The following is a 24,627-nucleotide window of genomic DNA, read 5'->3' as shown; positions in this document are numbered from 1 at the left end:
CGGTTCACAGGTGCGGTAGCCGCACCTGACCCGGAGACGTCACCCCAAGGAGAAAACCGTGAAGTCTGGTATCCACCCCGAGTACGTCGTCACCGAGGTGACGTGCACCTGCGGGAACACGTTCGTGACGCGCAGCACCGAGGCGTCGGGCAAGATCAGCTCCGACGTGTGCAGCGCCTGCCACCCGTTCTACACGGGCAAGCAGAAGATCCTCGACACCGGTGGCCGCGTGGCCCGCTTCCAGGCGCGCTACGGCAAGAAGGACGCCGACAAGTAGCAGCACCGCAGCGCCGGTGGTCCGAGCCCGACAACCTCTCCAGGGGCAGTCGGTGCGCTCGGACCACCGGCGCTGTCGCGTTGTCGGGGGTCGGCCGGAGCGCCGGACCCGGTGACGCGCCCGCGTGCGACCGCACGCCCGGTGCCCGCGCGCCGCGCCGCGACCGCCGTCCCGCACCGCCGTACCGCCCGAGGAGCCGTCCGTGACCGAGTCGTTCGCCGCCGTCGTGCCGCTGCTGGCCGAGCACGCCGAGATCGAGGCGCAGCTCGCCGACCCGGCCGTCCACGCCGACGCGGGCCGCGCCCGCACGCTCGGGCGGCGCTACGCCGAGCTGAACCAGGTCGTGGGCGCGTACCGGGCGTGGCGCGAGGCGAGCGACGACGCCGAGGCCGCGGCCGAGCTCGCCGCGCTGGGCGGCGACGACGGCGACGCGTTCGCCGACGAGCTCCCGGGCCTGCGCGCCACCGAGGAGGAGGCGCGCGAGCGCCTGCGCCGCGTGCTCGTCCCGCGCGACCCCGACGACGGCCGCGACGTCATCCTCGAGATCAAGGCGGGGGAGGGCGGCGAGGAGTCGGCCCTGTTCGCCGGCGACCTGCTGCGCATGTACCTGCGGTACGCCGAGCGCCGCGGCTGGAAGACGGAGGTCCTGGAGTCGACCGACTCCGACCTCGGCGGCTACAAGGACGTCCAGGTCGCGGTGAAGGCGCGCAGCACGCCGGCCGACCCGGCCGAGGGCGTCTGGGCCAACCTCAAGTACGAGGGCGGCGTGCACCGCGTCCAGCGCGTGCCCGTGACGGAGTCGCAGGGCCGCATCCACACGTCTGCCGCCGGGGTGCTCGTGTTCCCCGAGGTCGAGGACGCGGGCGAGGTCGAGATCGACCCGAACGACCTGCGCATCGACGTCTACCGCTCGTCGGGCCCGGGCGGGCAGTCGGTCAACACGACCGACTCCGCGGTGCGCATCACGCACCTGCCGACGGGGATCGTCGTGTCGATGCAGAACGAGAAGTCGCAGCTCCAGAACCGGGAGCAGGCGATGCGCGTGCTGCGCGCGCGCCTGCTCGCCGCGCAGCAGGAGGCGGCCGCCGCGGAGGCGGCGGACCTGCGGCGCTCCCAGGTGCGGACGGTCGACCGTTCCGAGCGCATCCGCACGTACAACTTCCCGGAGAACCGCATCGCGGACCACCGCACCGGGTACAAGGCGTACAACCTCGACCAGGTGCTCGACGGCGACCTCGACCCCGTCGTGCGCTCGGCCGTGGAGGCGGATGAGGCGGCCCGGCTCGCCGCCGCGGGCGAGGCCTGAGATGGGCGACGCGCGCACCGAGCGGTCCGTGCCCGCCGCGCTCACCGTGGACGACCTGCGGCGCGCGGTGCGGGCCGCCGAGGGGATCCTCGTGGAGGCCGGCGTCCCGTCCGCGCGCCACGACGCCGAGGCCCTCGCGGCCTGGAGCCTCGGCCTGCCGCGCCTCGAGTGGTACCGGCTCCCCGCGGGCGACGCCCCGCTCGCCCCCGCGCTCCCGACGGGCGCGACCGACCGCTTCCTCGCCGACTACGCGGACGCGGTGGAGCGCCGACGAGGGCGCGAGCCGCTCCAGCGCATCGTCGGGCACACCGTGTTCCGGCAGGTCACGGTCGAGGTGCTCGACGACGTCTTCGTGCCCCGCCCGGAGACGGAGACGGTCGCGCAGGTCGCGATCGACGAGGCGGCACGGCTCCTCGGCGACCCGGGCCGCGCGGACCGGCCGCCGCTCGTCGTGGACCTGTGCTGCGGGTCGGGCGTCATCGGGATCAGCGTCGACGTCGAGGTGCCGGGCTCGCGCGTCGTCGCGGTCGACCTCTCGCCCGACGCCGTCCGCGCGACGACGGCGAACGCCGCGCGCGTGGGGTCGGGCACCCAGCGCACGCTCGTCGGCGACGTGGGCGACCCGGCCCTGCTCGCCGAGCTCGACGGGACGGTCGACGTCGTCGTGTCGAACCCGCCGTACATCCCGCCGGACGCGGTGCCGGTCGACCCCGAGGTCCGCGACCACGACCCCGACCTCGCGCTCTACGGGCGCGGCGCCGACGGGCTGGAGGTGCCGCGCGCCGTCGTGCGCGCCGCCGTGCGCCTGCTGCGGCCCGGCGGCCTGTTCGTCATGGAGCACGCGGAGGTGCAGGCCGCCGACGTGCGCGCGGCCGCCCGCGCCGCGGACGCGTTCGTCGAGGTGCGCACCCTGACGGACCTCACGGGCCGCGACCGCATGGTCGTGGCACGACGAGCCGGTGCGGCCGGTGACCCGGGGTCGCCGCACGGGCGTGGAAGGATGGACCCGTGAGCTCCGTCCACCCCGTGACCGACCCGAACACCTGGGGCGCCGGCATCGACGAGGCGGTCAACGCGATCGCTCGCGGTGGCCTCGTCGTGCTGCCCACCGACACCGTCTACGGCATCGGCGCCGACGCGTTCGACGCCGAGGCGGTGTCCGCGCTGCTCGCCGCGAAGGGCCGCGGCCGGCACATGCCGCCCCCGGTCCTCGTCCCCGACGCGCGCACGCTCGACGGCCTCGCCACCGACGTGCCCGACGACGCCCGCCGTCTCGTCGAGGCGTTCTGGCCCGGCGGGTTCACGATCATCCTGCAGGCCCAGCCGTCGCTCGCGTGGGACCTCGGCGAGACGCACGGCACGGTCGCGCTGCGCATGCCCGACCACCCGGCCGCGCTCGCGCTCCTGCGCCGCACCGGGCCCCTCGCCGTGTCGTCCGCGAACGCGACGGGCCGCCCCGCGGCGCTGCACGTCGACGACGCGCGCGAGCAGCTCGGCAGGGCCGTCGGCGTCTACCTCGACGGCGGGACGGCGCCCGGGGGGGTGGCGTCCACGATCGTCGACGCGACGTCCGGCGCGCTGCGCGTCGTGCGGCAGGGGGCCGTGACGCTCGAGCAGCTGCGCGAGGTCGCGCCCGTCCTCGGCCCCGACGACGAGCCGGCCGCGGACGCCGCCCCGGAGCCGCCGGAGACGGTGCCCGCCGAGGCTGCCGTCCCCGACGCGCCCGCCGAGACCCGAGGCTCCGGCGACGCCGGGGAGCCGGAGGCGAACGGCGGGTGAGGGTCTACCTGCTCGTGATGCTCGTCGCCGCCGCGGTGACGTTCCTCGCGACACCCTTCGCGCGCTGGGTCGCGCTGCGCACGGGCGCCATCACGGCGGTGCGCGACCGCGACGTCCACACGATCCCGACCCCCCGGCTCGGCGGTCTCGCGATGCTGCTGGGGCTGGTGGTGGCGGTCGTCTTCGCGTCGCAGATGCCCTTCCTCGAGAGCGTCTTCGTCGGCGAGGTCGCGGGGCAGATGGTCGCCGACGCCCGGATCTGGGGGATCGTCGGCGCCGCGGCGATCGTCTGCCTGCTCGGCATCGCCGACGACATCTGGGACCTCGACTGGATGACCAAGCTCGCGGGCCAGGTGCTCGCGGCCGGGCTCATGGCGAGCCAGGGCGTCGTGCTGTTCACGCTGCCCATCCCCATCGGGGAGCAGCAGCTCATCTGGTCCTCGCGCCTCCAGCTCGTCGCCACGATCCTCGTGGTCGTGGTGGCCATGAACGCCGTGAACTTCGTGGACGGCCTCGACGGCCTCGCGGCCGGCCTCGTCGCGATCGGGGGCGCCGCGTTCTTCCTCTACTCGTACGTGCTCACGCAGAAGGCGAGCGCCGACGACTACTCGAGCCTCGCGACCCTCGTCATCGCGGCCCTCGTCGGCATCTGCGTCGGGTTCCTGCCGCACAACTTTCATCCCGCCCGGATCTTCATGGGGGACTCGGGCTCGATGGTCCTCGGCCTCGTGTTCTCCGCCGCGGCGATCGTCGTGACGGGCCGGGTCGACACGACCACGCTCTCCGGGGCGCAGCAGATCCCGGCGTTCATCCCGCTCCTCCTGCCGCTCGCGGTGATCCTCCTGCCGCTGCTCGACATGGCCATGGCGGTCGTGCGCCGCGTCGCGCGCGGCAAGTCCCCGTTCCACCCGGACCGCATGCACCTGCACCACCGGATGCTCGCGATCGGGCACTCGCACCGGCGCGCCGTGCTCATCCTCTACGTGTGGACGGCCGTGTTCGCGTTCGCCGCCGTCGCGCTGGTCCAGTGGCACTGGCACGGCGTGGCCGCAGGGCTCGCCGGGGCCGTCGTCGCCGCGGCGCTCCTCACGCTCGGACCGCTGCGCACGCGCGGGCGGTTCCTCGACGACGACGCCGCCGCGGCGGTCGACGTCCCGCCGGCCCTCGCGCCCCCCACCTCCTCCGCGCCTGGGTCCAGCGACCCGGCCGCGTCGTCCGCCGTCCCCACCCCGCCGAAGGAAGCCCTGAGATGACGACGAGCCAGCCCGAGCCCGCCCGCCCGGACGACCGACCGGACGCCAGGCCGGAGGGCAGGCCGGACGGCACGGTGGACGGCAGGTCGGGCAGCACGGCGACCGAGGGCCCCGTCGAGCAGACGATCGGCGCGCACGGCCGCGCCGTGCGTGCGGTGTTCCGCACCGCCCTGCGCGACGTGCTGGTGCTGCTCGGCGCGCTGACCGTGCTCGGCGTCGCGGTCGGTGCGCTCGTCGCGGGGCTGCCGGGCGTCTGGGGCGCGCTCCTGGGCGTGGGCGTCGCCCTGATCTTCTCCGCGACCACGGTCTGGACGATGCTGCGCACCGTCGACTCCAGCCCGACGACGACGGCCGCGATCGTCATGGCGAGCTGGCTCGGCAAGATGGTGGTGCTGATCGCCGTCCTCGTCGTGCTGCGCGGCATGGACTTCTACGACCGGTGGGTGTTCGCCGGGGTGCTGCTCGTCGGTGTGATCGGCTCCGCCGCGCTCGACTACCGGGCCGTGAGCAGGGGACGGATCCCGTACGTCGACCCCGCGGCGCGCTGACGTACCACCGGCGCGCCGCCGACGTACCACGGGGCCGCCGCGCGGGGGGAGGGACCCTCGTCCCGCAGCATGAGCAAAATGTCACAAGCGGCCGGGAACGGCGAGAGCACGCGGATCCATACGTTAGGCTACTGGCGAATCCATGACGGCCAGGTCCGACGGCGTGCCCACCCACGGGTGACGGCTGCCCGGACCACACGACCATTGGGAGTCCACCCTGTCCACGCTTGCGACCCCCGTGCTCCTCGCTGCATCCGAGAGCGAAGGTGGCTTCCACGCGCCGTCCATCGCCGACTTCTTCCCGCCGGCGATCCTCTTCGAGGGCACCATCTTCCAGATCGACCGGATCTGGATCGTCCGGATCGTGGCCACGATCGTCCTCCTCGCGATCTTCGTCGTCGCCGCGCGTCGGGCGCGCCTGGTCCCCGGGCGCTTCCAGAACGCGATCGAGATGATGCTGGACTTCGTCCGGGTCCAGATCGTCGAGGAGATCATGGGCAAGGAGCACGCCAAGCGCTTCGTCCCCATGATCACGACGATCTTCTTCGCGGTCCTCGCCTTCAACCTCACGGGCATCATCCCCGGCCTCAACATGGCCGGTACCGCCCGCATGGGCCTGCCCTTCCTGCTCGCGCTGTGGGTGCTCGTCACCTACTGGGCCGTGGGCATCAAGGCGCACGGCCTCGGCGGCTACCTCAAGAACAGCCTCTTCCCCCCGGGGATCCCGGCGCCGATCTACCTGATCGTCACCCCGATCGAGCTGCTCCAGATCCTCATCATCCGGCCGGCCTCGCTCGCGATCCGTCTCGTCGCCAACATGGTCGCCGGCCACATCATGCTGGTCCTGTGCTTCGCCGCGACGCAGTACTTCGTCTTCGAGGCGGTCCCCGCGATGAAGGCCTTCGGCGTCCTGACGCTCGCCGGCGGGCTGATCTTCACGCTCTTCGAGCTCCTCGTCGCGGCCCTGCAGGCCTACATCTTCGCGCTCCTCGCGTCGGTGTACCTGAACATCGCGCTCGAAGAGGAGCACTGACCCGAGGCCGCACCGCGCGCCCCGACCGACCCTCTCCCACCACGCACCACTCAATGTGACGCCCGGCCGACCGGTCGGGCGCCCAACGGAAGGAACGAGCACACGTGGACGTCACCACCCTCGCCGAGGTCTCCGGCAGCATCAACACGATCGGTTACGGCATCGCCGCGATCGGCCCGGGCATCGGCCTCGGCATCCTCATCGGCAAGACCGTCGAGGGCATGGCCCGCCAGCCTGAGGTCGCCGGCCAGCTCCGCGCCACCATGTTCCTCGGTGTCGCGTTCGTCGAGCTGCTCGCGCTGCTCGGGCTCGTCGCCGGCTTCCTCTTCCAGTGATGACGGCGCTGGCTGACGCCGCGCTGACCCTCGCGGCGGAGACCGGCGAGGAGCCGGCAGGCATCGACCTGTTCCTCCCCGCCGGCTACGACATCCTGTGGTCGGCCGTCGTCCTCGTCATCATCGCGGTCGTCTTCTACAAGGCGGTCCTGCCGAAGTTCCAGGCGGTCCTGGACGAGCGCACCGCGAAGATCGAGGGCGGTCTGGCCAAGGCGGAGTCCGCCCAGGCCGAGGCCGCGGCGGCGCTGGCGGAGTACCACCAGCAGCTCCAGGAGGCTCGCACCGAGGCGGCGAAGATCCGTGAGGAGGCGCGCGCCGAGGGCTCGGCGATCGTCTCCGACCTGCGGGCCAAGGCGTCCGACGACGCCGCGCGCATTGTCGAGACGGCGCACCGCCAGATCGAGGCCGAGCGCCAGCAGGCCGCGGTCTCGCTGCGCAACGACGTCGGTCTGCTCGCGACGGAGCTCGCCTCCAAGATCGTGGGCGAGTCGCTCGCCGACTCGGCACGCCAGAGCCGCGTCGTCGACCGCTTCCTCGACGAGCTCGAGGCCGCGGGTCCCGCGGCGGCGAGCGCGGCGGGCACCGGTCCCGGCACCGAGGAGCGCTGATGCGCGGAACGAGCGGCGAGTCCCTGACGCAGGCGCGGGACCGGTTCGAGCCGGTCCTGCGCTCGGCGGGCGAGAGCGCGCTCGCGCTCGGCGAGCAGCTCTTCGCGGTCACGGCGGCGCTCGACGAGTCGGCGCCGCTGCGGCGCTCGCTCGCCGACCCGTCCCGCTCCGGTGCGGACAAGGCGGCGCTGGTCACGGCCGTCCTCGCGTCGGGCTTCGACGAGCGCGTCGTCGACCTCATGGCCGGCCTCGTCCGGTCGCGGTGGTCGCGCGAGAGCGACCTCGCGGACGCGACCGAGCGCCTCGGTCTGGAGGCGGTCCTCGCGTCCGCCCAGTCCCGTGGTGCGCTCGAGCAGGTCGAGGACGAGCTCTTCCGGACGTCGCGCGCGCTCGTCGGGCAGCGCGAGGCACGGCAGATCCTCTCCGACGACACGATCGACCCCGAGCGTCGCGCCGCCTTCGTGCACGCGCTGCTCGGCGGGAAGGCCGACCGTGCGACCGAGGTGCTCGCGGTCCACGCGACGCGCGCGCTGCGCGGGCGCCGGTTCGTCCCGACGCTGGGTTGGATCGGTGAGGTCGCGGCCGAGCGTCGGCAGCGGCTCGTCGCCTCCGTGACGTCGGCGACGGTGCTCACGCAGGCACAGCTCGACCGCCTCTCGGCGCTGCTCGAGCGGGCCTACGGGCGTGCCGTGCAGCTCAACGTCACGGTCGACCCCGCCGTCCTCGGCGGGATGCGCGTCCAGGTCGGTGCCGACGTCGTGGACTCCACGGTGCTGGCCCGGCTGGCCGACGCGCGCCGACGTCTCGTGAGCTGACCGGCCCACCCTTCCGACCGACGACCGTCCTGCCGGCCACCGGCCGCACAACCGACAAACGTTCGACCGCACCCGAACCACGAGGTGCGGCCACGACAGGAGAAGAGCAATGGCTGAGCTGACGATCCGGCCGGAGGAGATCCGGGCCGCTCTGGACAGCTTCGTGAAGTCCTACGAGCCCGAGGGCGCCGTGTCCGAGGAGGTGGGCCGGGTCACCCTGGCCGCCGACGGCATCGCCCAGGTCGAGGGTCTCCCGGGCGCGATGGCCAACGAGCTGCTGCGCTTCGAGGACGGGACCCTCGGTCTCGCCCTCAACCTCGACGTCCGCGAGATCGGTGTCGTCGTGCTCGGCGAGTTCACCGGCATCGAGGAGGGGCAGGAGGTCCGTCGCACGGGCGAGGTCCTCTCCGTCCCGGTCGGTGACGGCTACCTCGGTCGCGTCGTCGACCCGCTGGGCAACCCGATCGACGGCCTCGGCGAGGTCGCGACGGAGGGCCGCCGCGCCCTCGAGCTCCAGGCGCCCGGCGTCATGGCGCGCAAGTCGGTCCACGAGCCCCTCCAGACGGGCCTCAAGGCGATCGACTCGATGATCCCGATCGGCCGCGGTCAGCGTCAGCTGATCATCGGCGACCGCCAGACGGGCAAGACGGCGATCGCGATCGACACGATCATCAACCAGAAGGCGAACTGGGAGTCGGGCGACCCGACCAAGCAGGTCCGCTGCATCTACGTCGCCATCGGCCAGAAGGGCTCGACGATCGCGTCGGTCCGCGGCGCCCTCGAGGAGGCCGGCGCGCTCGAGTACACGACGATCGTCGCGGCCCCGGCGTCCGACCCGGCGGGCTTCAAGTACCTCGCCCCCTACACCGGCTCGGCCATCGGCCAGCACTGGATGTACGGCGGCAAGCACGTCCTCATCGTGTTCGACGACCTGTCGAAGCAGGCCGAGGCGTACCGCGCCGTGTCGCTGCTGCTGCGCCGCCCGCCGGGCCGCGAGGCGTACCCCGGTGACGTCTTCTACCTGCACTCGCGCCTCCTCGAGCGTTGCGCGAAGCTCTCGGACGAGCTGGGCGCGGGCTCGATGACGGGTCTGCCGGTCATCGAGACCAAGGCGAACGACGTCTCGGCGTACATCCCGACGAACGTCATCTCCATCACGGACGGGCAGATCTTCCTCCAGTCCGACCTCTTCAACGCGGACCAGCGTCCGGCCGTCGACGTCGGCATCTCGGTGTCGCGCGTCGGTGGTGACGCCCAGGTCAAGGCGATGAAGAAGGTCTCGGGCACGCTGAAGCTCGAGCTCGCGCAGTACCGCTCGCTCGAGGCGTTCGCGATGTTCGCGTCCGACCTCGACGCGGCGTCGCGCGGCCAGCTCCAGCGTGGTGCGGTCCTCATGGAGCTGCTCAAGCAGGGCCAGTACTCGCCGTTCCCGGTCGAGGAGCAGGTCGCGTCGATCTGGGCCGGCACCAAGGGCAAGCTCGACGACGTCCCCGTCGAGGACGTGCGCCGCTTCGAGTCCGAGATGCTCGACCACCTGCGCCGCAACACGGACGTCTTCTCGACGATCGTCGAGACGGGCAAGCTCGAGGACGCGACCGAGGCGCAGCTCTCGGAGGCGGTCGACGCCTTCCGTGCCGGCTTCCTCAAGGGTGACGGCACGCCGCTCGTCGGCGGCGACACCGAGGACGAGACCGAGACGGAGATCGAGCAGGAGCAGATCGTCCGGCAGAAGAGGGCCTGAGCATGGCCGGATCCCAGCGCGTCTACAAGCAGCGGATCAAGTCGACGCAGTCGCTCAAGAAGATGTTCCGCGCGCAGGAGCTCATCGCCGCGTCGCGCATCGGCAAGGCCCGCGACCGCACCGCGGCCGCGGCGCCGTACGCTCGGGCGATCACCCGGGCGGTGTCGGCCGTCGCGACGCACACGACGACGCAGCACCCGCTGACGAGCGAGCGCACGGACACCAACCGTGTCGCGGTGCTCGTCGTCGCGTCCGACCGCGGCATGGCCGGCGCCTACTCGGCGTCGATCATCCGCGAGACGGAGCGCCTCGTGGAGCGGCTCGCCGCCGAGGGCAAGGAGGTCGCGCTCTACGCGGCCGGCCGTCGGGCGATCCAGTACTACACGTTCCGCGGGCGCGAGCTCGCGGGCACGTGGTCGTACGGGTCGGACGCCCCGAACGCGGAGGTCGCGGGCGAGATCGCCGAGACCCTGCTCGGTGCGTTCCTCGCACCGGCCGCCGAAGGCGGCGTGAGCGAGCTGCACATCGTCTATACGCAGTTCGTCAACATGGTCACGCAGCGCCCCCGCGTCGTGCGGATGCTCCCGCTCGAGGTCGTCGAGGGCGTCGCCCCCGCCGGCAAGCACGACGTGCTCCCGCTGTACGACTTCGAGCCCTCGCCGGAGGCGGTGCTCGACGCGCTGCTCCCGCGCTACGTCCGCAGCCGGATCTTCAGCTGCCTCCTCGAGGCGGCGGCGTCCGAGCTCGCGGCGCGTCAGCGGGCGATGCACACCGCGACGGACAACGCGGAGGACCTCATCCGCAACTACACGCGGCTCGCGAACCAGGCGCGCCAGGCGGACATCACCCAGGAGATCAGCGAGATCGTCTCGGGTGCCGACGCCCTGGCGGCGTCATGACGGGCCGCGAGGCCCGCGCGGCCAGCACCATCACCGACATCCTGACCGAACCCGCCGGGGACCACTCCGGCACTGCGAAGCGAGGCCAGCAATGACCGCCACCACCGTGGAAGCACAGGTCGAGCACTCCAGCGGTCCCGGCGTGGGCCGAGTCGCTCGTGTGATCGGCCCCGTCGTGGACATCGAGTTCCCGGCGGACGCCATCCCCGACATCTACAACGCGCTGACCGTCGACATCGACCTGTCGTCGCAGGGCGAGGGCGAGAAGTCGTTCACGCTCACGCTCGAGGTCGCGCAGCACCTCGGCGACTCGCTCATCCGTGCGATCGCCCTCAAGCCGACGGACGGCCTCGTCCGTGGCGCGCAGGTCACCGACACGGGCGCCCCGATCAGCGTCCCCGTCGGCGACGTCACCAAGGGCAAGGTCTTCAACGTCACGGGCGACGTCCTCAACGCCGAGCCCGGCGAGACGATCGAGATCACCGAGCGCTGGCCGATCCACCGCAAGCCCCCGGCGTTCGACCAGCTCGAGTCGAAGACCACGATGTTCGAGACGGGCATCAAGGTCATCGACCTCCTCACCCCGTACGTGCAGGGTGGGAAGATCGGCCTCTTCGGTGGTGCGGGCGTCGGCAAGACGGTCCTCATCCAGGAGATGATCCAGCGCGTCGCGCAGGACCACGGCGGTGTCTCGGTGTTCGCCGGCGTCGGCGAGCGCACGCGTGAGGGCAACGACCTCATCCACGAGATGGAGGACGCGGGCGTCTTCGACAAGACCGCCCTCGTCTTCGGCCAGATGGACGAGCCCCCGGGCACGCGTCTTCGCGTCGCGCTCTCCGCGCTGACCATGGCGGAGTACTTCCGTGACGTGAAGAAGCAGGACGTCCTCCTGTTCATCGACAACATCTTCCGCTTCACGCAGGCGGGTTCCGAGGTGTCGACGCTGCTCGGGCGCATGCCGTCCGCGGTCGGCTACCAGCCGAACCTCGCCGACGAGATGGGTCTGCTCCAGGAGCGCATCACCTCGACGCGTGGTCACTCGATCACGTCGCTCCAGGCGATCTACGTCCCGGCGGACGACTACACCGACCCGGCGCCGGCGACGACGTTCGCGCACCTCGACGCGACGACCGAGCTCTCCCGTGAGATCGCCTCGCGCGGTCTGTACCCCGCGGTGGACCCGCTCGCCTCGACGAGCCGCATCCTCGACCCGCGCTACGTGGGCCAGGAGCACTACGACGTCGCCACGCGCGTGAAGTCGATCCTGCAGCGCAACAAGGAGCTCCAGGACATCATCGCGATCCTCGGTGTGGACGAGCTCTCGGAGGAGGACAAGACGGTCGTCGCGCGTGCGCGCCGCATCCAGCAGTTCCTCTCCCAGAACACCTACATGGCGGAGAAGTTCACCGGCGTCGTGGGCTCGACGGTCCCGCTGAGCGAGACCATCGAGGCGTTCAAGAAGATCGCCGACGGCGAGTTCGACCACATCTCCGAGCAGGCCTTCTACAACATCGGTGGCCTCGAGGACCTCGAGCGCAACTGGGCCCGCATCCAGAAGGAGTACGGCGCCTGACCCGACGCTCGCACGGGGCCGGGCCGTACGGTCCGGCCCCGTGGGCGTCGCTCCCGACCCGGTCCGCCGCACGCGGACCGGGCGTCGTCCCGGACAGCACACCGGGCATGAACCGCCCATGAAGGAGTTCCCGTGGCACAGCTGAACGTCGACCTCGTGGCGGCGGACCGCAAGATCTGGTCGGGCCGCGCGCAGCGGGTCACGGCCCCCGCGGCGGACGGCGAGATCGGCATCCTCGCGGACCACTCGCCGCTGCTCTCCGTGCTGCAGGAGGGCTCGGTACGCATCGCGGGCGAGGGGGAGTCCCTCGAGGTCCGCGTCTCCGGCGGGTTCCTCTCCGTCGACTCGAACCAGGTCACGATCGTGGCGGACTCCGTCGAGTCCGTACCGGCCCGCTGACCTCCGCCCGACCATGACGCCCCTGGCCTGGATCGCGCTCGGACTGCTCGTCCTCGTCCTTGTCGCGATCGGGCTGGGGGTGTGGCGTCTGCGCGCCCTGTCGCACCGCGTCGGCTCGTTCGAGTGCGGCGCGCGGCGCGCGGGCGCCCCCGGGGCCCCGTGGGTCGCGGGCATCGCGCACTACGGCGTCGGCCGCATCGACTGGTGGCGGCTGTGGTCCGTGTCGCTGCGGCCCGCCCGCACCTGGTCGCGCTACGACCTCGTCATCGCGGGCCGTGAGCCGCTCGCCGGCGAGGCGTCCGACACCTACCTCGTCCGCTGCCGCTACCGCGGCCAGGACTTCGAGCTCACGATGTCGCGGGCCGCCTACGAGGGCCTCGCCTCCTGGCTGGAGGCCGCGCCTCCGGGGCGGCGCGACGTCGTCGTCTGAGGCGTCGCCCCGGGGGCAGACGCCGTGACCGGACCGCCCACCACCGACCCGGAGGACCCGCCTCATGCGCCTCGTCGTCGCCCGCTGCTCCGCCCGCTACACGGGCCGCCTGTCCGCCCACCTGCCGCTCGCGACGCGCGTGCTCATCGTCAAGGCCGACGGGAGCGTGCTGCTGCACTCGGACGGCGGGTCGTACAAGCCGCTGAACTGGATGAGCCCGCCGTGCTCGCTCGCGGTGCGCGCGCCCTCCGACGAGGCGCGCGAGCGCGGCGTCACGGAGGTCTGGGCCGTCCAGCACGCGAAGAGCGACGACCGGCTGGAGATCGAGCTGCACGAGGTGCAGCACGACAGCTCGCACGAGCTCGGCGTCGACCCGGGGCTCGTCAAGGACGGCGTCGAGGCGCACCTCCAGGAGATGCTGGCCGCGCAGATCGAGCTGCTCGGCTCGGGCCACACACTCGTGCGCCGCGAGTACCCGACGGCGATCGGTCCCGTCGACATCCTCGCCAAGGACCCGCTCGGCGCGACGGTCGCGGTCGAGATCAAGCGCCGAGGCGACATCGACGGCGTCGAGCAGCTCACGCGCTACCTCGAGCTGCTCAACCGCGACCCGCTGCTCGCGCCCGTGCGCGGCGTGTTCGCCGCGCAGGAGATCAAGCCGCAGGCGCGCGTGCTCGCGACGGACCGCGGCATCGGCTGCCTCGTGCTCGACTACGACGCGATGCGCGGCGTCGACGACGTCGACTCGCGTCTCTTCTGACGCCCGTCCCATCGCCGAGCAGGCGGTCGTGGTCCGTCCTGACCCCCGGACGAGCCACCATCGCCTGTTCGGCCCGCCGGGACCGCCTGCTCGGCGGCTGACAGCGGCAAACTGGCCACTCGGCGCGCGCCGTCACCGCACCGCGCGCCGCTCCCGCGCCGCACGGGACGCGACCGTGCCGTGGTAGTTTTTGAACATGTTCAAAAAGAGCCCCGACGCATGAGCGCGACGCCGAAGTCCGAGCGGACCCGCGCGCACCTGCGCGACGTCGCGATCCGGATGCTGCGCGACGTCGGCTACGAGCGCACGACAATGCGCGCCGTCGCGGCGGAGGCGGGCGTGAGCACGGGGAACGCGTACTACCACTTCCCGTCCAAGGACGCGCTCGTCCAGGAGCTCTACCTCGACGTGCAGCGCGAGCACGCCGCGCTCGCCGCCCCGGTCCTCGCGGCGGGCGGGTCGCTCGCCGACCGGCTGCGCGGCGTGTGGGGCGCGGCGATCGACGCGTTCGCCCCCTTCCACGCGTTCGGCGCGGAGTTCGTCTCGGTCGCGATCCGTCCGGGTTCCGACGCGAGCCCGTTCTCGGCCGCGTCGACCGACGCGCGCGACCTCTCGCGCAACCTCTTCGAGGAGGTCGTGGCGGGGACGTCGTCGCGCGTCCCGGCGCACCTCCGGGCGCGCCTGCCGGAGCTGCTCTGGCTGGCGCAGCTCGGCATCACGCTCTTCTGGGTCTACGACTCCTCGCCGGGGTTCGCGCGCACGCGCCGCCTCGTCGACGGCGGCGCGACGCTCGTCGGCAGCCTCGTCCGGCTGGCACGCCTCCCGGTCGCCCGCGGGGTGGTCGACGACGCCCTGCGCCTCGTCCAGGACGTCTCGGCGCCGGCCCCGACCCGGGGGGTGTCGTCGTGAGCCCGACGGGGGAGGCGGTCGTCGGGCTGCTCGTGGCGCTCGGCGCGGTGGTCGTGCTCCCGCTCGGCCTCCGGCTCCTCGGGCCGCAGGTCGTCCCGGCGCCGCGCAGCGCCGCGTGGCCGCTCGCCGGCGCCGCCGCCGTCGTGAGCCTCCTGCTGCCGCACAGCAGGCTGGCCGTCGTGCTGACGCTGCCCTTCGTGCTCGCGTCCGCCGTCCTGCTCGGGGCCGGCGTCCGCCTCGCCGTGCGCACGCTGCGCGACGTGACGCCTCCCGCCCGCCCGGGGCGCGCGCACGCCGTCGGGCCTGGTGCCGACCTGGGCGACGTGCCGCCGCGCGTCGACCTCGCGAGCCGGACCGCGACCGTGACCGCGCTCGTGCTGCCCGCGGTCGGGGCGAGCGCGCTCGTCGCCGAGCGCGCGGAGTGGGGTCTGCTCGGGTTCTCGGGCACGTACCTCGCCCTCACGGTGCCGCACATGCTCTACGCGGGCTTCGGGGCGGCGCTCGTCGCCGGCGCGGTCGCGCGGCTCACCCCGGGCGACCGGCTCGCGACCGCGGGCGCCTGGGGCGTCCCGGCCGGGACGGCGCTTGTCCTCGTCGGGTACTTCGTGGGCGACGTCGGCGAGCTCGTCGGGGCGGTCGTCCTCACGCTCGCGCTGTGGGCGACGGCGGCCGCCGTCGTGCGGTCGCTCGCGCGCCCCGGCGGACGGCCGGCCGCGGCCCGGGCGCTGCTCGGCACGGCGGCCGTCGTCGTGAGCGCGTCGATGGTGCTCGCGCTGTGGTGGGCGGGGGGCGAGGCCTTCGGGTTCGCGCACCCGAGCCTCGACGTCATGGCCGCGACGCACGGGGTCGGGAACGCGCTCGGCTTCGTGGTCTGCGCGCTGCTCGGCGTCCGGCTGCTCGCCCGCGACGGCACGACCCCGTCCCCGGCAGGGGACCCGGACCCGACGAGCCCCCGCCCGGGGGCCGAGAGGAGCACGGCATGACGTTCACCTACCCCGAGGTCGGGGCGACGCGCACGGACCGCTGGCCCGCGGGGTACCGGCACCTGCACGTGCGGCGCCGCCTCACCGACCGCGCCCGCCCGCCCGAGGACCTCGCCCGGCTGGGCGAGCAGCTCCTCACGTGGCAGGTGCACGCCGCGGCACGCGTGCGGCTCGAGACGGACGCCGCGGAGGCAGCCCCGGGGGTGCGGGTCACGACCTTGCTCGGCGTCGGGCGCCTGCGGCTGTACGAGCCGTGCGAGGTCGTGTGGGTCGAGCGCACCGAGCGACGCGTGGGTTTCGCCTACGGGACGCTCCCGGGCCACGCGTTCGTCGGGGAGGAGCGGTTCGCCGTCGAGCGCGACGATGCCGGCGACCTGTGGTGGCGCATCGACGTCTTCAGCCGCCCCGTGCTGTGGTGGGTGCGGCCGTTCTCGTTCGCCGTGCCGACGTTCCAGCGGCTGTTCGCCCTGCACCTCGGGCGGGGCGCGCGACGGCTCCTCGAGGCGTCGGACGGCTGACCCGAGAGGTTTGCACGCCGGGTGTACGAAGTGCGCCAGAATGGCCCCATGACCGACGCCGTCCGCAGCCCTCGTCCCGACCAGCAGCCCGGCACCGCGCGCGTCCTCGCGGGTCGCGTCGTCACCCCGGACGGGGTGCTCGACGACGGCGTCGTGGCCGTCCGCGACGGGCGGGTCGCGTGGGTCGGCCCGCGCGCGGAGGCGGCGGCCGCCGGGTTCCCCGACGTGCCCGCCGGGGACGGGGCGACCCTGCTCCCGGGCCTCGTGGACGTGCACGACCACGGCGGCGGCGGGTCGAGCTTCCCCGACGCGACGAGCGCGGCCGAGGCGCTCGGCGGGGCGCGCGAGCACCTGCGGCACGGCACCACGAGCCTCGTCGCGTCGCTCGTGACCGCGCCGCGCGACGTCCTGCTCGCCCGCGCGGCGACGCTCGCCGACCTCGCGGAGGCGGGCGAGATCGTCGGCATCCACCTCGAGGGCCCGTTCCTCTCGGAGGTGCGGTGCGGCGCGCAGAACCCGCACGACATGCTCGACGGCGACCCGGAGCTCGTCCGGGCGATCGCCGCCGCGGCACGCGGGCACCTGCGCACCATGACGGTCGCGCCCGAGGTGCCGGGCGTCGTCGGGCCCGGGGGAGTGATCGAGACGCTCGTCGAGGTCGGCGCCGTGCCCTCGATCGGGCACACGGACGCGACCACCGAGCAGACCGAGGCGGCGATCGCCGCGGGCGTCGCGGCGTTCGCCGCCGCGGGTCGGCCGGCCGCGCGGCTGACCGCGACGCACCTGTTCAACGGGATGCGCCCGCTGCACCACCGCGAGCCGGGGCCCGTGGCCGCGTGCCTCGCGGCGGCCGCGCGCGGCGAGATGGTCGTCGAGCTCGTCGCCGACGGCACCCACCTCGCGCACGGCACGATCCGCAGCGTCGTCGAGCTCGTCGGCCCGCACGTGGGGGCGGACGGCGCGGTCGCCGGGCCGGATGCCGTCGCGCTCGTCACGGACGCGATGGCCGCGGCGGGCATGGCCGACGGCGCGTACGAGCTCGGCCCGATGCGCGTCACGGTCGCGCACGGCGTCGCGCGTCTCACCGACGGCGGGGCCATCGCCGGTGGCACGTACCACCTGCTCGACGTCGTGCGCGAGACGGTCGAGGCGGGGGTGCCGCTCGTCGACGCGGTCCGCGCGGCGTCGTGGACCCCGGCCGGGGTGCTCGGCCTCGACGACCGCGGCGGGCTGGTCGCGGGGCTGCGTGCCGACGTCGTCGTGACGGACGGCGACCTGCGCGTGCGCGAGGTGCTGCGCGGCGGGGAGGGCGTCGACCTCTCCGCCTGACCCCGGACCCACCGGGGACCGATCGAGCCGCCGGGCGGTGCTGCCGCCCGGCGGCTCGTGCGTGTCCGGACGTCCTCGCAGGTCGGCGCGCCCGCGGAAACGAGAGAGCGTGCTCTCGCACGACGGACTTGACTCCACCCATTTGTTCAACCAATACTCGTAACATCGAAGCGCTTCGACGACGCGTTTCGACGAAGCGCTTCGACGGCCGAGGTGCGGGACCGGACCACAGGGGAGTGGTGAGGATGGCGACGATGCAGGACGTGGCGCGACGCGCGCAGGTCTCGCTGAGCACGGTCTCGTACGCGCTGTCCGGCACGCGTCCGGTCTCCGACGCCACGCGTCGGCGCATCGAGGACGCCATGGCCGAGCTCGGCTACCAGCCCAACGCGATGGCCCGCGGCCTCGCGTCCCGCCGCAGCCACGTGCTCGCCCTCATCTACCCCGCGATGGAGAAGGGCCTCGGCGGCACGGTCGCGGAGTTCGTCTCGTCGGCGGCGGAGACCGCGCGCGAGAACGGCTACCACCTGGTCCTGTGGCCCTTCCGCACGACCCAGGCGCCGGAGGTCCGCGACCTCGTGCGCCAGGGGATGGCGGACGGCGTCCTGCTCATGGAGGTCGCGCTCGACGACGCGCGGGTCGACGTGCTGCACGAGGCCGGCGTCCCGTACACGATGATCGGCCGGACGCGGGACGTCTCCGACCGGCCGTCGGTCGACATCGACTTCGAGCGCACGACGGACGACGCGGTCCAGCACCTCGTCGACCTCGGGCACCGCCACGTGGCGCTCGTCAACCACTCGCAGGCGACGGCGGACGACGGCTACGCGCCGACGTTCCGTGCCGAGGAGGGCTTCGAGGCGGCGATGCGCCGTCGCGGGCTCGAGCCGGTCGCGCTGCGCGTCGACGAGTCGCCGAGCGCCGGCCGCGACGCCGTCGCGACGCTGCTTGCGCGTGAGCCCCGCCTCACGGCGTTCGTCACCATGAACGAGATCGCGACGTTCGGCGTCGTAGCCGAGCTCCAGCAGCGCGGCGTCGCGATCCCCGGCGACATGTCGATCCTGTCGATCGTCACGTCGCCCGGCGTCGGGGAGATGAGCAACCCGCCGCTCACCACCATGCACGCCCCCGGGGCCGAGCTCGGCCGCCTGGGCGTGCACAAGCTGCTGTCCCTCGTGGACGGCTCCCGTCCGAGCACACCGAACGTGCTCATCCCGTGCGTCCTCGAGCCCGGCAGCAGCGTCGCCCCCGCGGCCGGCCGGGCACCGGACGACGACCCCGAGCCCGCGGCTCGCTGAACACCGACCGGCCGGGCGACGCCCGGCCGCCCTCCGGCCCCCGCCGGAACTCGATGAGGAGGACACGCACATGCTGCGATCCCGGAAGATCTCGCTCGTCGCTGCCGTGGCAGCGCTCCCACTCGCCCTCGGGGCGTGCGGGAGCTCCGGCGGCAGCGGCGGGTCCGACGACCAGACCCTGACGATCTGGCACTACGAGAACGAGGACTCGGCCATGGGCCAGGCCTGGGCCAAGGCGATCGAGATCTTCGAGGAGGAGAACCCGGACGTCGACGTCGTCGTCGAGAAGCAGACGTTCGAGCAGATCCAGAAGAACGCCAAGATCGTCCTCACCGGCGACGACGTGCCGGACGTCATGGAGTACAACAAGGGCAACGCGACCGCCGGCCAGCTCGCCGCGCAGGGCCTGCTGACCCCGCTCACCGACGCGGCGACCGAGCGCGGCTGGGACGAGAAGCTCAGCGGCTCGCTCCAGACGACCGCGACCTACGACGACCAGGGCCTCATGGGCTCGGGCGAGTGGTACGGCGTCCCGAACTACGGCGAGTTCGTGCAGGTCTACTACAACAAGGACATGTTCGCCCAGTACGGGCTCGAGGTGCCGACGACGCTCGAGGAGCTCGAGGCCGTCATGCAGGCCTTCAAGGCCCAGGGCGTGACGCCGCTCGCCGAGGCCGGTGCCGAGTACCCGATGGGCCAGCTCTGGTACGAGCTCGTGCTCGCGAACTCGGACCGGGACTTCATCGACCAGTACCAGCTCTTCGACGGCGACCCCGACTTCCACGGTCCCGAGATGACGCAGGCGACCGAGAAGCTCGACTCCTGGATCAAGGACGGCTACGTCGCGTCCGACTCCGCGGCGCTCACCGCCGAGGACATGGGCGTCTCGTTCATCAACGGCACCTACCCGATGATGGTCTCCGGCTCGTGGTGGTTCGGCCGCATCGTCGAGGAGATGGACGCCGACTGGGGCCAGTTCAACTTCCCCGGCAACACGCTCCAGGTCGGCTCGTCCGGCAACCTGTGGGTCGTCCCCGCGAACGCGGACTCGCCCGACCTCGCCGAGGAGTTCATCGACGTCACGCTGCGCCCCGAGGTGCAGAACATCCTCGCGGAGAAGGGCGGCCTGCCCGTCGCCGGTGACGCGTCCGTCATCACGGACGAGCGCACGCAGCAGCTCACCGAGAACTTCCAGGCGATCCTCGACGACGACGGCCTCGCGTTCTACCCCGACTGGCCCGTGCCCGGCTACTACGACGTGATCGTCAGCGAGCTCCAGTCGCTCATCAACCAGTCGAAGTCGCCGACCGAGGTGCTCGACGGCCTCGAGTCCGCCTACGTGGACGGCAAGGCGGACCTGCTCGACAGCTGAGCGGAACCGCCCGTCCCGGGCGGCCGGCCGGCACCTGCGTCGGCCGGCCGCCCGGGCACCACCCGAGCACCACCCGAGGACCTCCCGCGAAAGAGACCGTCATGACCACCCGCACCGACACCGTGCCCGAGGCCGGGCCCGGACCCGCGCCCGAGGCGTCGCGCGCGAGCACGGCACGCCGCCGTCGTCGCCGGCCCGCCTGGCTCCCGTACCTGCCCTACCTCCTGCCCGGCGCGGTGGCGTTCGTCGTCGTGATCGGCTACCCGTTCGCGATGAACGTCTACTACAGCCTGTTCAAGTGGCGCGGCGGCATGGCGCCGATGCGCTGGTACGGGCTGGGGAACTACGCCGACCTGATGCACGACTCGGCGTTCTGGACCTCGTTCCAGAACTCCATCGCGATGATCCTCGCGATGGTCGTCGTGCCGACCCTCGTCGGCCTCGTGCTCGCCGCCGTGCTGTTCGACTACCTCGGCCGCCGGTTCGGGCCCCGTGTCGCGGCGTTCCTGCGCGCGACGTACTACCTGCCCCAGATCCTCCCGGTCGCCGTGGCCGGCGTGCTGTGGAACTGGATCCTCAACGCCCAGACCGGCGCGCTCAACGTCATGCTGCGGGGGATCGGGGTCGAGAACCCGCCGAACTGGCTGGGCGACACCTCGACCGCGCTGCCGAGCGTCATGCTCGTGCTCATCTGGGTGCAGATCGGCTACCCGGTCGTCATCTTCATGTCCGCGCTCCAGCGCGTGGACCCCGAGCTCTACGAGGCCGCCGAGCTCGACGGCGCCGGCTGGTGGCGGCGCTTCGGGGCCATCACGATCCCGCAGATCCGTCCCGAGACGTTCGTCGTCACGCTCACCTGCACCGTCGCGGCGCTCAAGGTCTTCGGGCCCATCTACGTGCTCACGCGCGGCGGCCCCGAGAGCTCCACGCTCGTCCCGAGCTACTACTCGTACCTGAACTTCTTCGACAAGTCGAAGGTCGGCTACGGCGCCGCGGTGGCGACCGTGCTCACCCTTGTCATCATCGTCGTCGCCGTCGTGATCCTCGCGCTGCAGAGCCGCGCCGAGCGTCGTGAGCAGGAGGGCCGCTGATGTCCACCGTCACCACCACCCCCGCGGACGCCGTGGCGCCGGGCGCCCGCGCGTCCCGCCCCCGCCGCGCCCTGCGCGCCACGCGGCAGGACGAGCGCTACCGCCGCGGGATCGGCCGCTGGTTCGTGCTCGCCGCGGCGGTGCTCGTCGCGCTCCTCATGCTGTCGCCGTTCGTCATCATGGTGCTCAACGCGTTCAAGTCCCCGGCCGAGTACTCCCAGGACGGGCCGCTGAGCCTCCCGAGCGAGCTCTACCTCGACGGCGTGCAGAACTTCTGGACGCGCACGAACTTCCCGCAGAAGCTCTGGAACTCCGTCTTCATCTCGGCGCTCGTCGCCGTGTTCGGCACGCTCCTGTCGCTCCTCAGCGCGTACGCGATCGGCGTCGGCCGCATCAAGGGCCGGCTGTGGATCGTCACGCTGTTCCTCGTGGCGAACATGCTGCCGCAGGAGGCGCTCATCTACCCGCTGTTCGACATGGCGCAGAAGGTCGGCCTGTCGAACTCGCAGTGGTCGATCATCATCATCTTCACGGTCATCCAGGCGGCGTTCGGCACGTACCTGCTCTCGTCCGTGCTCGGGACGTTCCCGCCCGCGCTCCTCGAGGCGGCGCAGCTCGACGGCGCCGGCCGCTGGCGCATCCTGTGGCAGGTCGTGTACCCGATCGTGCGGCCGACGCTCGGCGTCCTCATGATCTTCTTCTTCATCTGGACGTGGAACGAGTTCTTCATCCCGCTGGTCATGCTGACGACCAACGACACCCAGACGATCCCCATCGCGCTCGCGTCGCTCCAGGGCGACCGGATGATGGACGCCCCGACGACCAACGCGGGCGCGCTCGTCTCGCTGATCCCCGCGCTGATCTTCTTCCTCATCTTCCAGCGCACCCTCACCCGCGGCGTGACGGCCGGCGCCGTCAAGTGAGGCCCCCGGCCTGACGCCCCGAGACACCGATACGCACCGACGAAGGAAGCACCACCCATGAAGTTCACCGACGGGTACTGGCAGGTCCGACCCGGCATGCACCCGCTGTACGCGGTCGAGGTCGACGACGTCCGCGCGGACGAGGCGGCCGGCACGCTCACCGTGTACGCGCCGACGGCGAAGATCCGCGGCCGGGGCGACACGCTCAACCGCCCGATGCTCACGACGACGTACTCCTCGCCCGCACCCGGCGTGATCCGGGTGCGCGTCGAGCACCACCAGGGCGCGGTGCGCCGGGGCCCGGCGTTCCAGGTGACCGGCGAGCCCGGGTTCCGGCCCGAGGTCGAGGTGCACGACGACGTCGCCGTCCTGCGGTCCAAGGACCTCGCGGTGCGCGTGCACCGGGGCGACCGCTGGCGCGTGGACTTCGAGGCGGACGGCGAGGTGCTGACCTCCTCGCTGCCGAAGTCGGTCGGGCACGTCACGTCGGACGACGGCGGCGCGTGGACCCACGAGCAGCTCGCGCTCGAGCCGGGCGAGCTCGTCTACGGCCTGGGGGAGCGGTTCGGCCCGTTCGTCAAGAACGGCCAGGTCGTGGACATCTGGAACGAGGACGGCGGGACGTCGAGCGAGCAGGCGTACAAGTCCGTGCCGCTCTACCTCACGACCAAGGGCTACGGGGTGTTCGTCGAGCACCCGGAGAAGGTCTCGTTCGAGGTCGCGTCCGAGGTGAACACGCGCGTCCAGTTCTCCGTCGAGGGGCAGTCGCTCGAGTACCTGGTCATCCAGGGCCCGACGCCCAAGGACGTGCTGCGCCGGTACACGGCGCTGACGGGCCGCCCCGCGCGCGTGCCGGCGTGGTCGTTCGGCCTGTGGCTCACGACGTCGTTCACGACGAGCTACGACGAGCAGACCGTGAACGGCTTCATCGACGGCATGGCCAAGCGCGACCTGCCGCTGTCGGTGTTCCACTTCGACTGCTTCTGGATGCGCGAGTACCAGTGGGTCGACTTCGAGTGGGACCCGCGCACGTTCCCCGACCCCGAGGGCATGCTCCGGCGTCTGCACGACCGCGGGCTCAAGGTGTGCGTGTGGATCAACCCGTACGTCGCGCAGCGCTCGCCCCTCTTCGCGGAGGCCGCGGAGCAGGGCTTCCTCGTGCAGCGCGAGGACGGGTCCGTGTGGCAGTGGGACCTGTGGCAGGCGGGCATGGGGCTGGTGGACTTCACCAACCCCGACGCGACCGCGTGGTACGTGGGCAAGCTCGAGGGCCTGCTCGACCAGGGCGTCGACTGCTTCAAGACCGACTTCGGCGAGCGGATCCCCGTCGACGGCATCGCGTGGCACGACGGCTCCGACCCGCGCAAGATGCACAACTACTACGCCCAGCTCTACAACGAGGCGGTCTTCCGGCTGCTCGAGCGCAAGCGCGGCGAGGGCGAGGCGGTCCTGTTCGCGCGGTCCGCGACGGCGGGCGGCCAGCAGTTCCCCGTGCACTGGGGCGGCGACTGCGACTCGACGTACGCGTCGATGGCCGAGTCGCTGCGCGGCGGCCTGTCGATGTCGATGTCGGGCTTCGGCTACTGGAGCCACGACATGGGCGGCTTCGAGGGCACGCCGGACCCGGGCGTGTTCAAGCGCTGGACGGCGTTCGGGCTGGTGTCGTCGCACTCGCGCCTGCACGGCTCGGGCTCGGTCCGGGTCCCGTGGGCGTTCGACGACGAGGCCGTCGACGTGACGCGCAAGTTCACGCACCTCAAGCTCTCGCTCATGCCGTACCTGGGGCGGGTGGCCGAGGAGGCGCACACCGACGGCGTGCCGATGATGCGGCCGCTCGTGCTCGAGCTCCCGCACGACCGCGCCGGGTACACCGCGGACACGCAGTACCTGCTGGGCGACGCGCTCCTCGTCGCGCCGGTGTTCCGCGCGGACGGCCGCGTGGAGTACTACGTGCCGGAGGGCACGTGGACGCGTCTCGTCCAGCCCGACGACGGCCCCGCCCTGAGCGAGACCGTGACCGGCCCGCGCTGGGTCACCGAGACCCACGGGTTCGACTCGCTCCCGGTGCTCGTGCGCCCGGGCACCGTCCTGCCGGTCGGCGCCCGCACCGACCGGCCGGACTACGCCTGGGCCGACGGCGTCACGCTGCACGCGTTCGAGCTGCCCGACGGGTACGACGAGCTCGTGGTCGTCCCGCCGTCGGACGGCGCGGCCGGGGCCACGTTCCGCGTGCGCCGGTCGGGCGCGACCCTCACGGTCTCGTCCGACGACGCCCCCGCGGCCTGGTCCGTGCGGGCCGGCGCGGCGGCGGCCGAGGCGCACGGCGCGACGAGCGTGACTCTCGACCTCGGCTGAGGACGTATCCTGGGCGGACGCGCCATGGAAGCGCTCCCATGGCGCGTCCGCCCGGCGTCGTCGCGCCGGCCACCGACCCGACCACCGTCGCGG

Annotated in this window: 25 protein-coding genes; all 25 read left to right on the top strand. The window is 72.8% G+C overall.

Annotated features, from left to right (window positions below):
• Positions 1–58 precede the first annotated feature (58 nt).
• The 25 genes from rpmE to yicI all read left to right on the top strand — a co-directional run bounded on the left by rpmE (position 59) and on the right by yicI (position 24,534).
• Positions 59–277, top strand: coding sequence for a 50S ribosomal protein L31 (rpmE, locus tag HKK73_RS13535; RefSeq protein ID WP_021483241.1), 219 nt, complete (start codon positions 59–61; stop codon positions 275–277).
• A 202-nt stretch (positions 278–479) separates the two neighbouring features.
• Entirely contained in the window at positions 480–1,583 is a 1,104-nt protein-coding gene (gene prfA, locus HKK73_RS13530; protein WP_171468195.1) for a peptide chain release factor 1, read from the top strand.
• A 1-nt stretch (position 1,584) separates the two neighbouring features.
• Entirely contained in the window at positions 1,585–2,595 is a 1,011-nt protein-coding gene (gene prmC / locus HKK73_RS13525; RefSeq protein WP_171468194.1) for a peptide chain release factor N(5)-glutamine methyltransferase, read from the top strand.
• A complete protein-coding gene (locus HKK73_RS13520) occupies positions 2,592–3,362 on the top strand; it encodes an L-threonylcarbamoyladenylate synthase (protein ID WP_171468193.1) in 771 nt (256 codons plus the stop codon). Before prmC ends, HKK73_RS13520 begins: the two co-directional genes overlap by 4 nt.
• Positions 3,359–4,615 carry a glycosyltransferase family 4 protein gene (locus tag HKK73_RS13515; protein ID WP_085387555.1) on the top strand — a complete coding sequence of 419 codons (1,257 nt, stop codon included), beginning with the start codon at positions 3,359–3,361 and terminating at the stop codon, positions 4,613–4,615. Before HKK73_RS13520 ends, HKK73_RS13515 begins: the two co-directional genes overlap by 4 nt.
• Entirely contained in the window at positions 4,612–5,163 is a 552-nt protein-coding gene (locus tag HKK73_RS13510; protein ID WP_253705644.1) for a hypothetical protein, read from the top strand. The genes HKK73_RS13515 and HKK73_RS13510 overlap by 4 nt, the downstream gene beginning before the upstream one ends.
• Positions 5,164–5,401: 238 nt before the next feature.
• Positions 5,402–6,196, top strand: coding sequence for a F0F1 ATP synthase subunit A (gene atpB, locus HKK73_RS13505; RefSeq protein ID WP_021482770.1), 795 nt, complete (start codon positions 5,402–5,404; stop codon positions 6,194–6,196).
• 104 nt (positions 6,197–6,300) lie between these two features.
• Positions 6,301–6,531, top strand: a complete 231-nt coding sequence (locus HKK73_RS13500) for an ATP synthase F0 subunit C (protein ID WP_021482769.1) — start codon at positions 6,301–6,303, stop codon at positions 6,529–6,531.
• A complete protein-coding gene (locus tag HKK73_RS13495) occupies positions 6,531–7,139 on the top strand; it encodes a F0F1 ATP synthase subunit B (RefSeq protein ID WP_034653505.1) in 609 nt (202 codons plus the stop codon). The genes HKK73_RS13500 and HKK73_RS13495 overlap by 1 nt, the downstream gene beginning before the upstream one ends.
• On the top strand, positions 7,139–7,954 hold the full coding sequence (locus tag HKK73_RS13490) for a F0F1 ATP synthase subunit delta (protein ID WP_043655661.1): 816 nt from the start codon (positions 7,139–7,141) through the stop codon (positions 7,952–7,954). Before HKK73_RS13495 ends, HKK73_RS13490 begins: the two co-directional genes overlap by 1 nt.
• Positions 7,955–8,063: 109 nt before the next feature.
• On the top strand, positions 8,064–9,695 hold the full coding sequence (atpA, locus tag HKK73_RS13485) for a F0F1 ATP synthase subunit alpha (RefSeq protein ID WP_034653508.1): 1,632 nt from the start codon (positions 8,064–8,066) through the stop codon (positions 9,693–9,695).
• 2 nt (positions 9,696–9,697) lie between these two features.
• Positions 9,698–10,594: a F0F1 ATP synthase subunit gamma gene (locus tag HKK73_RS13480; protein ID WP_021480884.1), complete on the top strand. Its 897-nt coding sequence runs from the start codon at positions 9,698–9,700 to the stop codon at positions 10,592–10,594.
• Positions 10,595–10,685: 91 nt separating this feature from the next.
• Positions 10,686–12,167, top strand: coding sequence for a F0F1 ATP synthase subunit beta (atpD, locus tag HKK73_RS13475; protein ID WP_021480886.1), 1,482 nt, complete (start codon positions 10,686–10,688; stop codon positions 12,165–12,167).
• A gap of 132 nt (positions 12,168–12,299) precedes the next feature.
• Positions 12,300–12,566, top strand: a complete 267-nt coding sequence (locus HKK73_RS13470) for a F0F1 ATP synthase subunit epsilon (RefSeq protein ID WP_021480887.1) — start codon at positions 12,300–12,302, stop codon at positions 12,564–12,566.
• 13 nt (positions 12,567–12,579) lie between these two features.
• A complete protein-coding gene (locus tag HKK73_RS13465) occupies positions 12,580–12,996 on the top strand; it encodes a DUF2550 domain-containing protein (RefSeq protein ID WP_034653511.1) in 417 nt (138 codons plus the stop codon).
• A 64-nt stretch (positions 12,997–13,060) separates the two neighbouring features.
• On the top strand, positions 13,061–13,756 hold the full coding sequence (gene nucS / locus HKK73_RS13460) for an endonuclease NucS (RefSeq protein ID WP_021480889.1): 696 nt from the start codon (positions 13,061–13,063) through the stop codon (positions 13,754–13,756).
• A 219-nt stretch (positions 13,757–13,975) separates the two neighbouring features.
• Entirely contained in the window at positions 13,976–14,665 is a 690-nt protein-coding gene (locus tag HKK73_RS13455; RefSeq protein WP_171468192.1) for a TetR/AcrR family transcriptional regulator, read from the top strand.
• The gene (locus HKK73_RS13450; protein ID WP_171468191.1) at positions 14,662–15,648 is read left to right on the top strand and encodes a YndJ family transporter; all 987 of its coding nucleotides are present in this window, start codon (positions 14,662–14,664) and stop codon (positions 15,646–15,648) included. Before HKK73_RS13455 ends, HKK73_RS13450 begins: the two co-directional genes overlap by 4 nt.
• Positions 15,645–16,166: a DUF1990 family protein gene (locus tag HKK73_RS13445; RefSeq protein ID WP_171468190.1), complete on the top strand. Its 522-nt coding sequence runs from the start codon at positions 15,645–15,647 to the stop codon at positions 16,164–16,166. Before HKK73_RS13450 ends, HKK73_RS13445 begins: the two co-directional genes overlap by 4 nt.
• 48 nt (positions 16,167–16,214) lie before the next feature.
• Positions 16,215–17,495: an N-acetylglucosamine-6-phosphate deacetylase gene (locus HKK73_RS13440; RefSeq protein ID WP_171468189.1), complete on the top strand. Its 1,281-nt coding sequence runs from the start codon at positions 16,215–16,217 to the stop codon at positions 17,493–17,495.
• 245 nt (positions 17,496–17,740) lie between these two features.
• A complete protein-coding gene (locus tag HKK73_RS13435; protein ID WP_137281218.1) occupies positions 17,741–18,793 on the top strand; it encodes a LacI family DNA-binding transcriptional regulator in 1,053 nt (350 codons plus the stop codon).
• Positions 18,794–18,863: 70 nt separating this feature from the next.
• Positions 18,864–20,165 (top strand): ABC transporter substrate-binding protein, encoded by a 1,302-nt coding sequence (locus tag HKK73_RS13430; RefSeq protein WP_034653513.1) that lies wholly within the window; start codon positions 18,864–18,866, stop codon positions 20,163–20,165.
• Between the two features lie 101 nt (positions 20,166–20,266).
• Complete coding sequence (locus HKK73_RS13425; RefSeq protein ID WP_081895893.1) at positions 20,267–21,256, top strand: carbohydrate ABC transporter permease; 990 nt, start codon at positions 20,267–20,269, stop codon at positions 21,254–21,256.
• Positions 21,256–22,179 carry a carbohydrate ABC transporter permease gene (locus HKK73_RS13420; protein WP_085387561.1) on the top strand — a complete coding sequence of 308 codons (924 nt, stop codon included), beginning with the start codon at positions 21,256–21,258 and terminating at the stop codon, positions 22,177–22,179. The genes HKK73_RS13425 and HKK73_RS13420 overlap by 1 nt, the downstream gene beginning before the upstream one ends.
• A 57-nt stretch (positions 22,180–22,236) precedes the next feature.
• Positions 22,237–24,534 carry an alpha-xylosidase gene (gene yicI / locus HKK73_RS13415; RefSeq protein WP_171468188.1) on the top strand — a complete coding sequence of 766 codons (2,298 nt, stop codon included), beginning with the start codon at positions 22,237–22,239 and terminating at the stop codon, positions 24,532–24,534.
• Positions 24,535–24,627 lie beyond the last annotated feature (93 nt).

Source organism: Cellulosimicrobium sp. 72-3 (genome assembly GCF_013127315.1).
Classification (GTDB): Bacteria; Actinomycetota; Actinomycetes; order Actinomycetales; family Cellulomonadaceae; genus Cellulosimicrobium; species Cellulosimicrobium funkei.
This window is presented reverse-complemented; position numbering and strand designations above follow the sequence as displayed.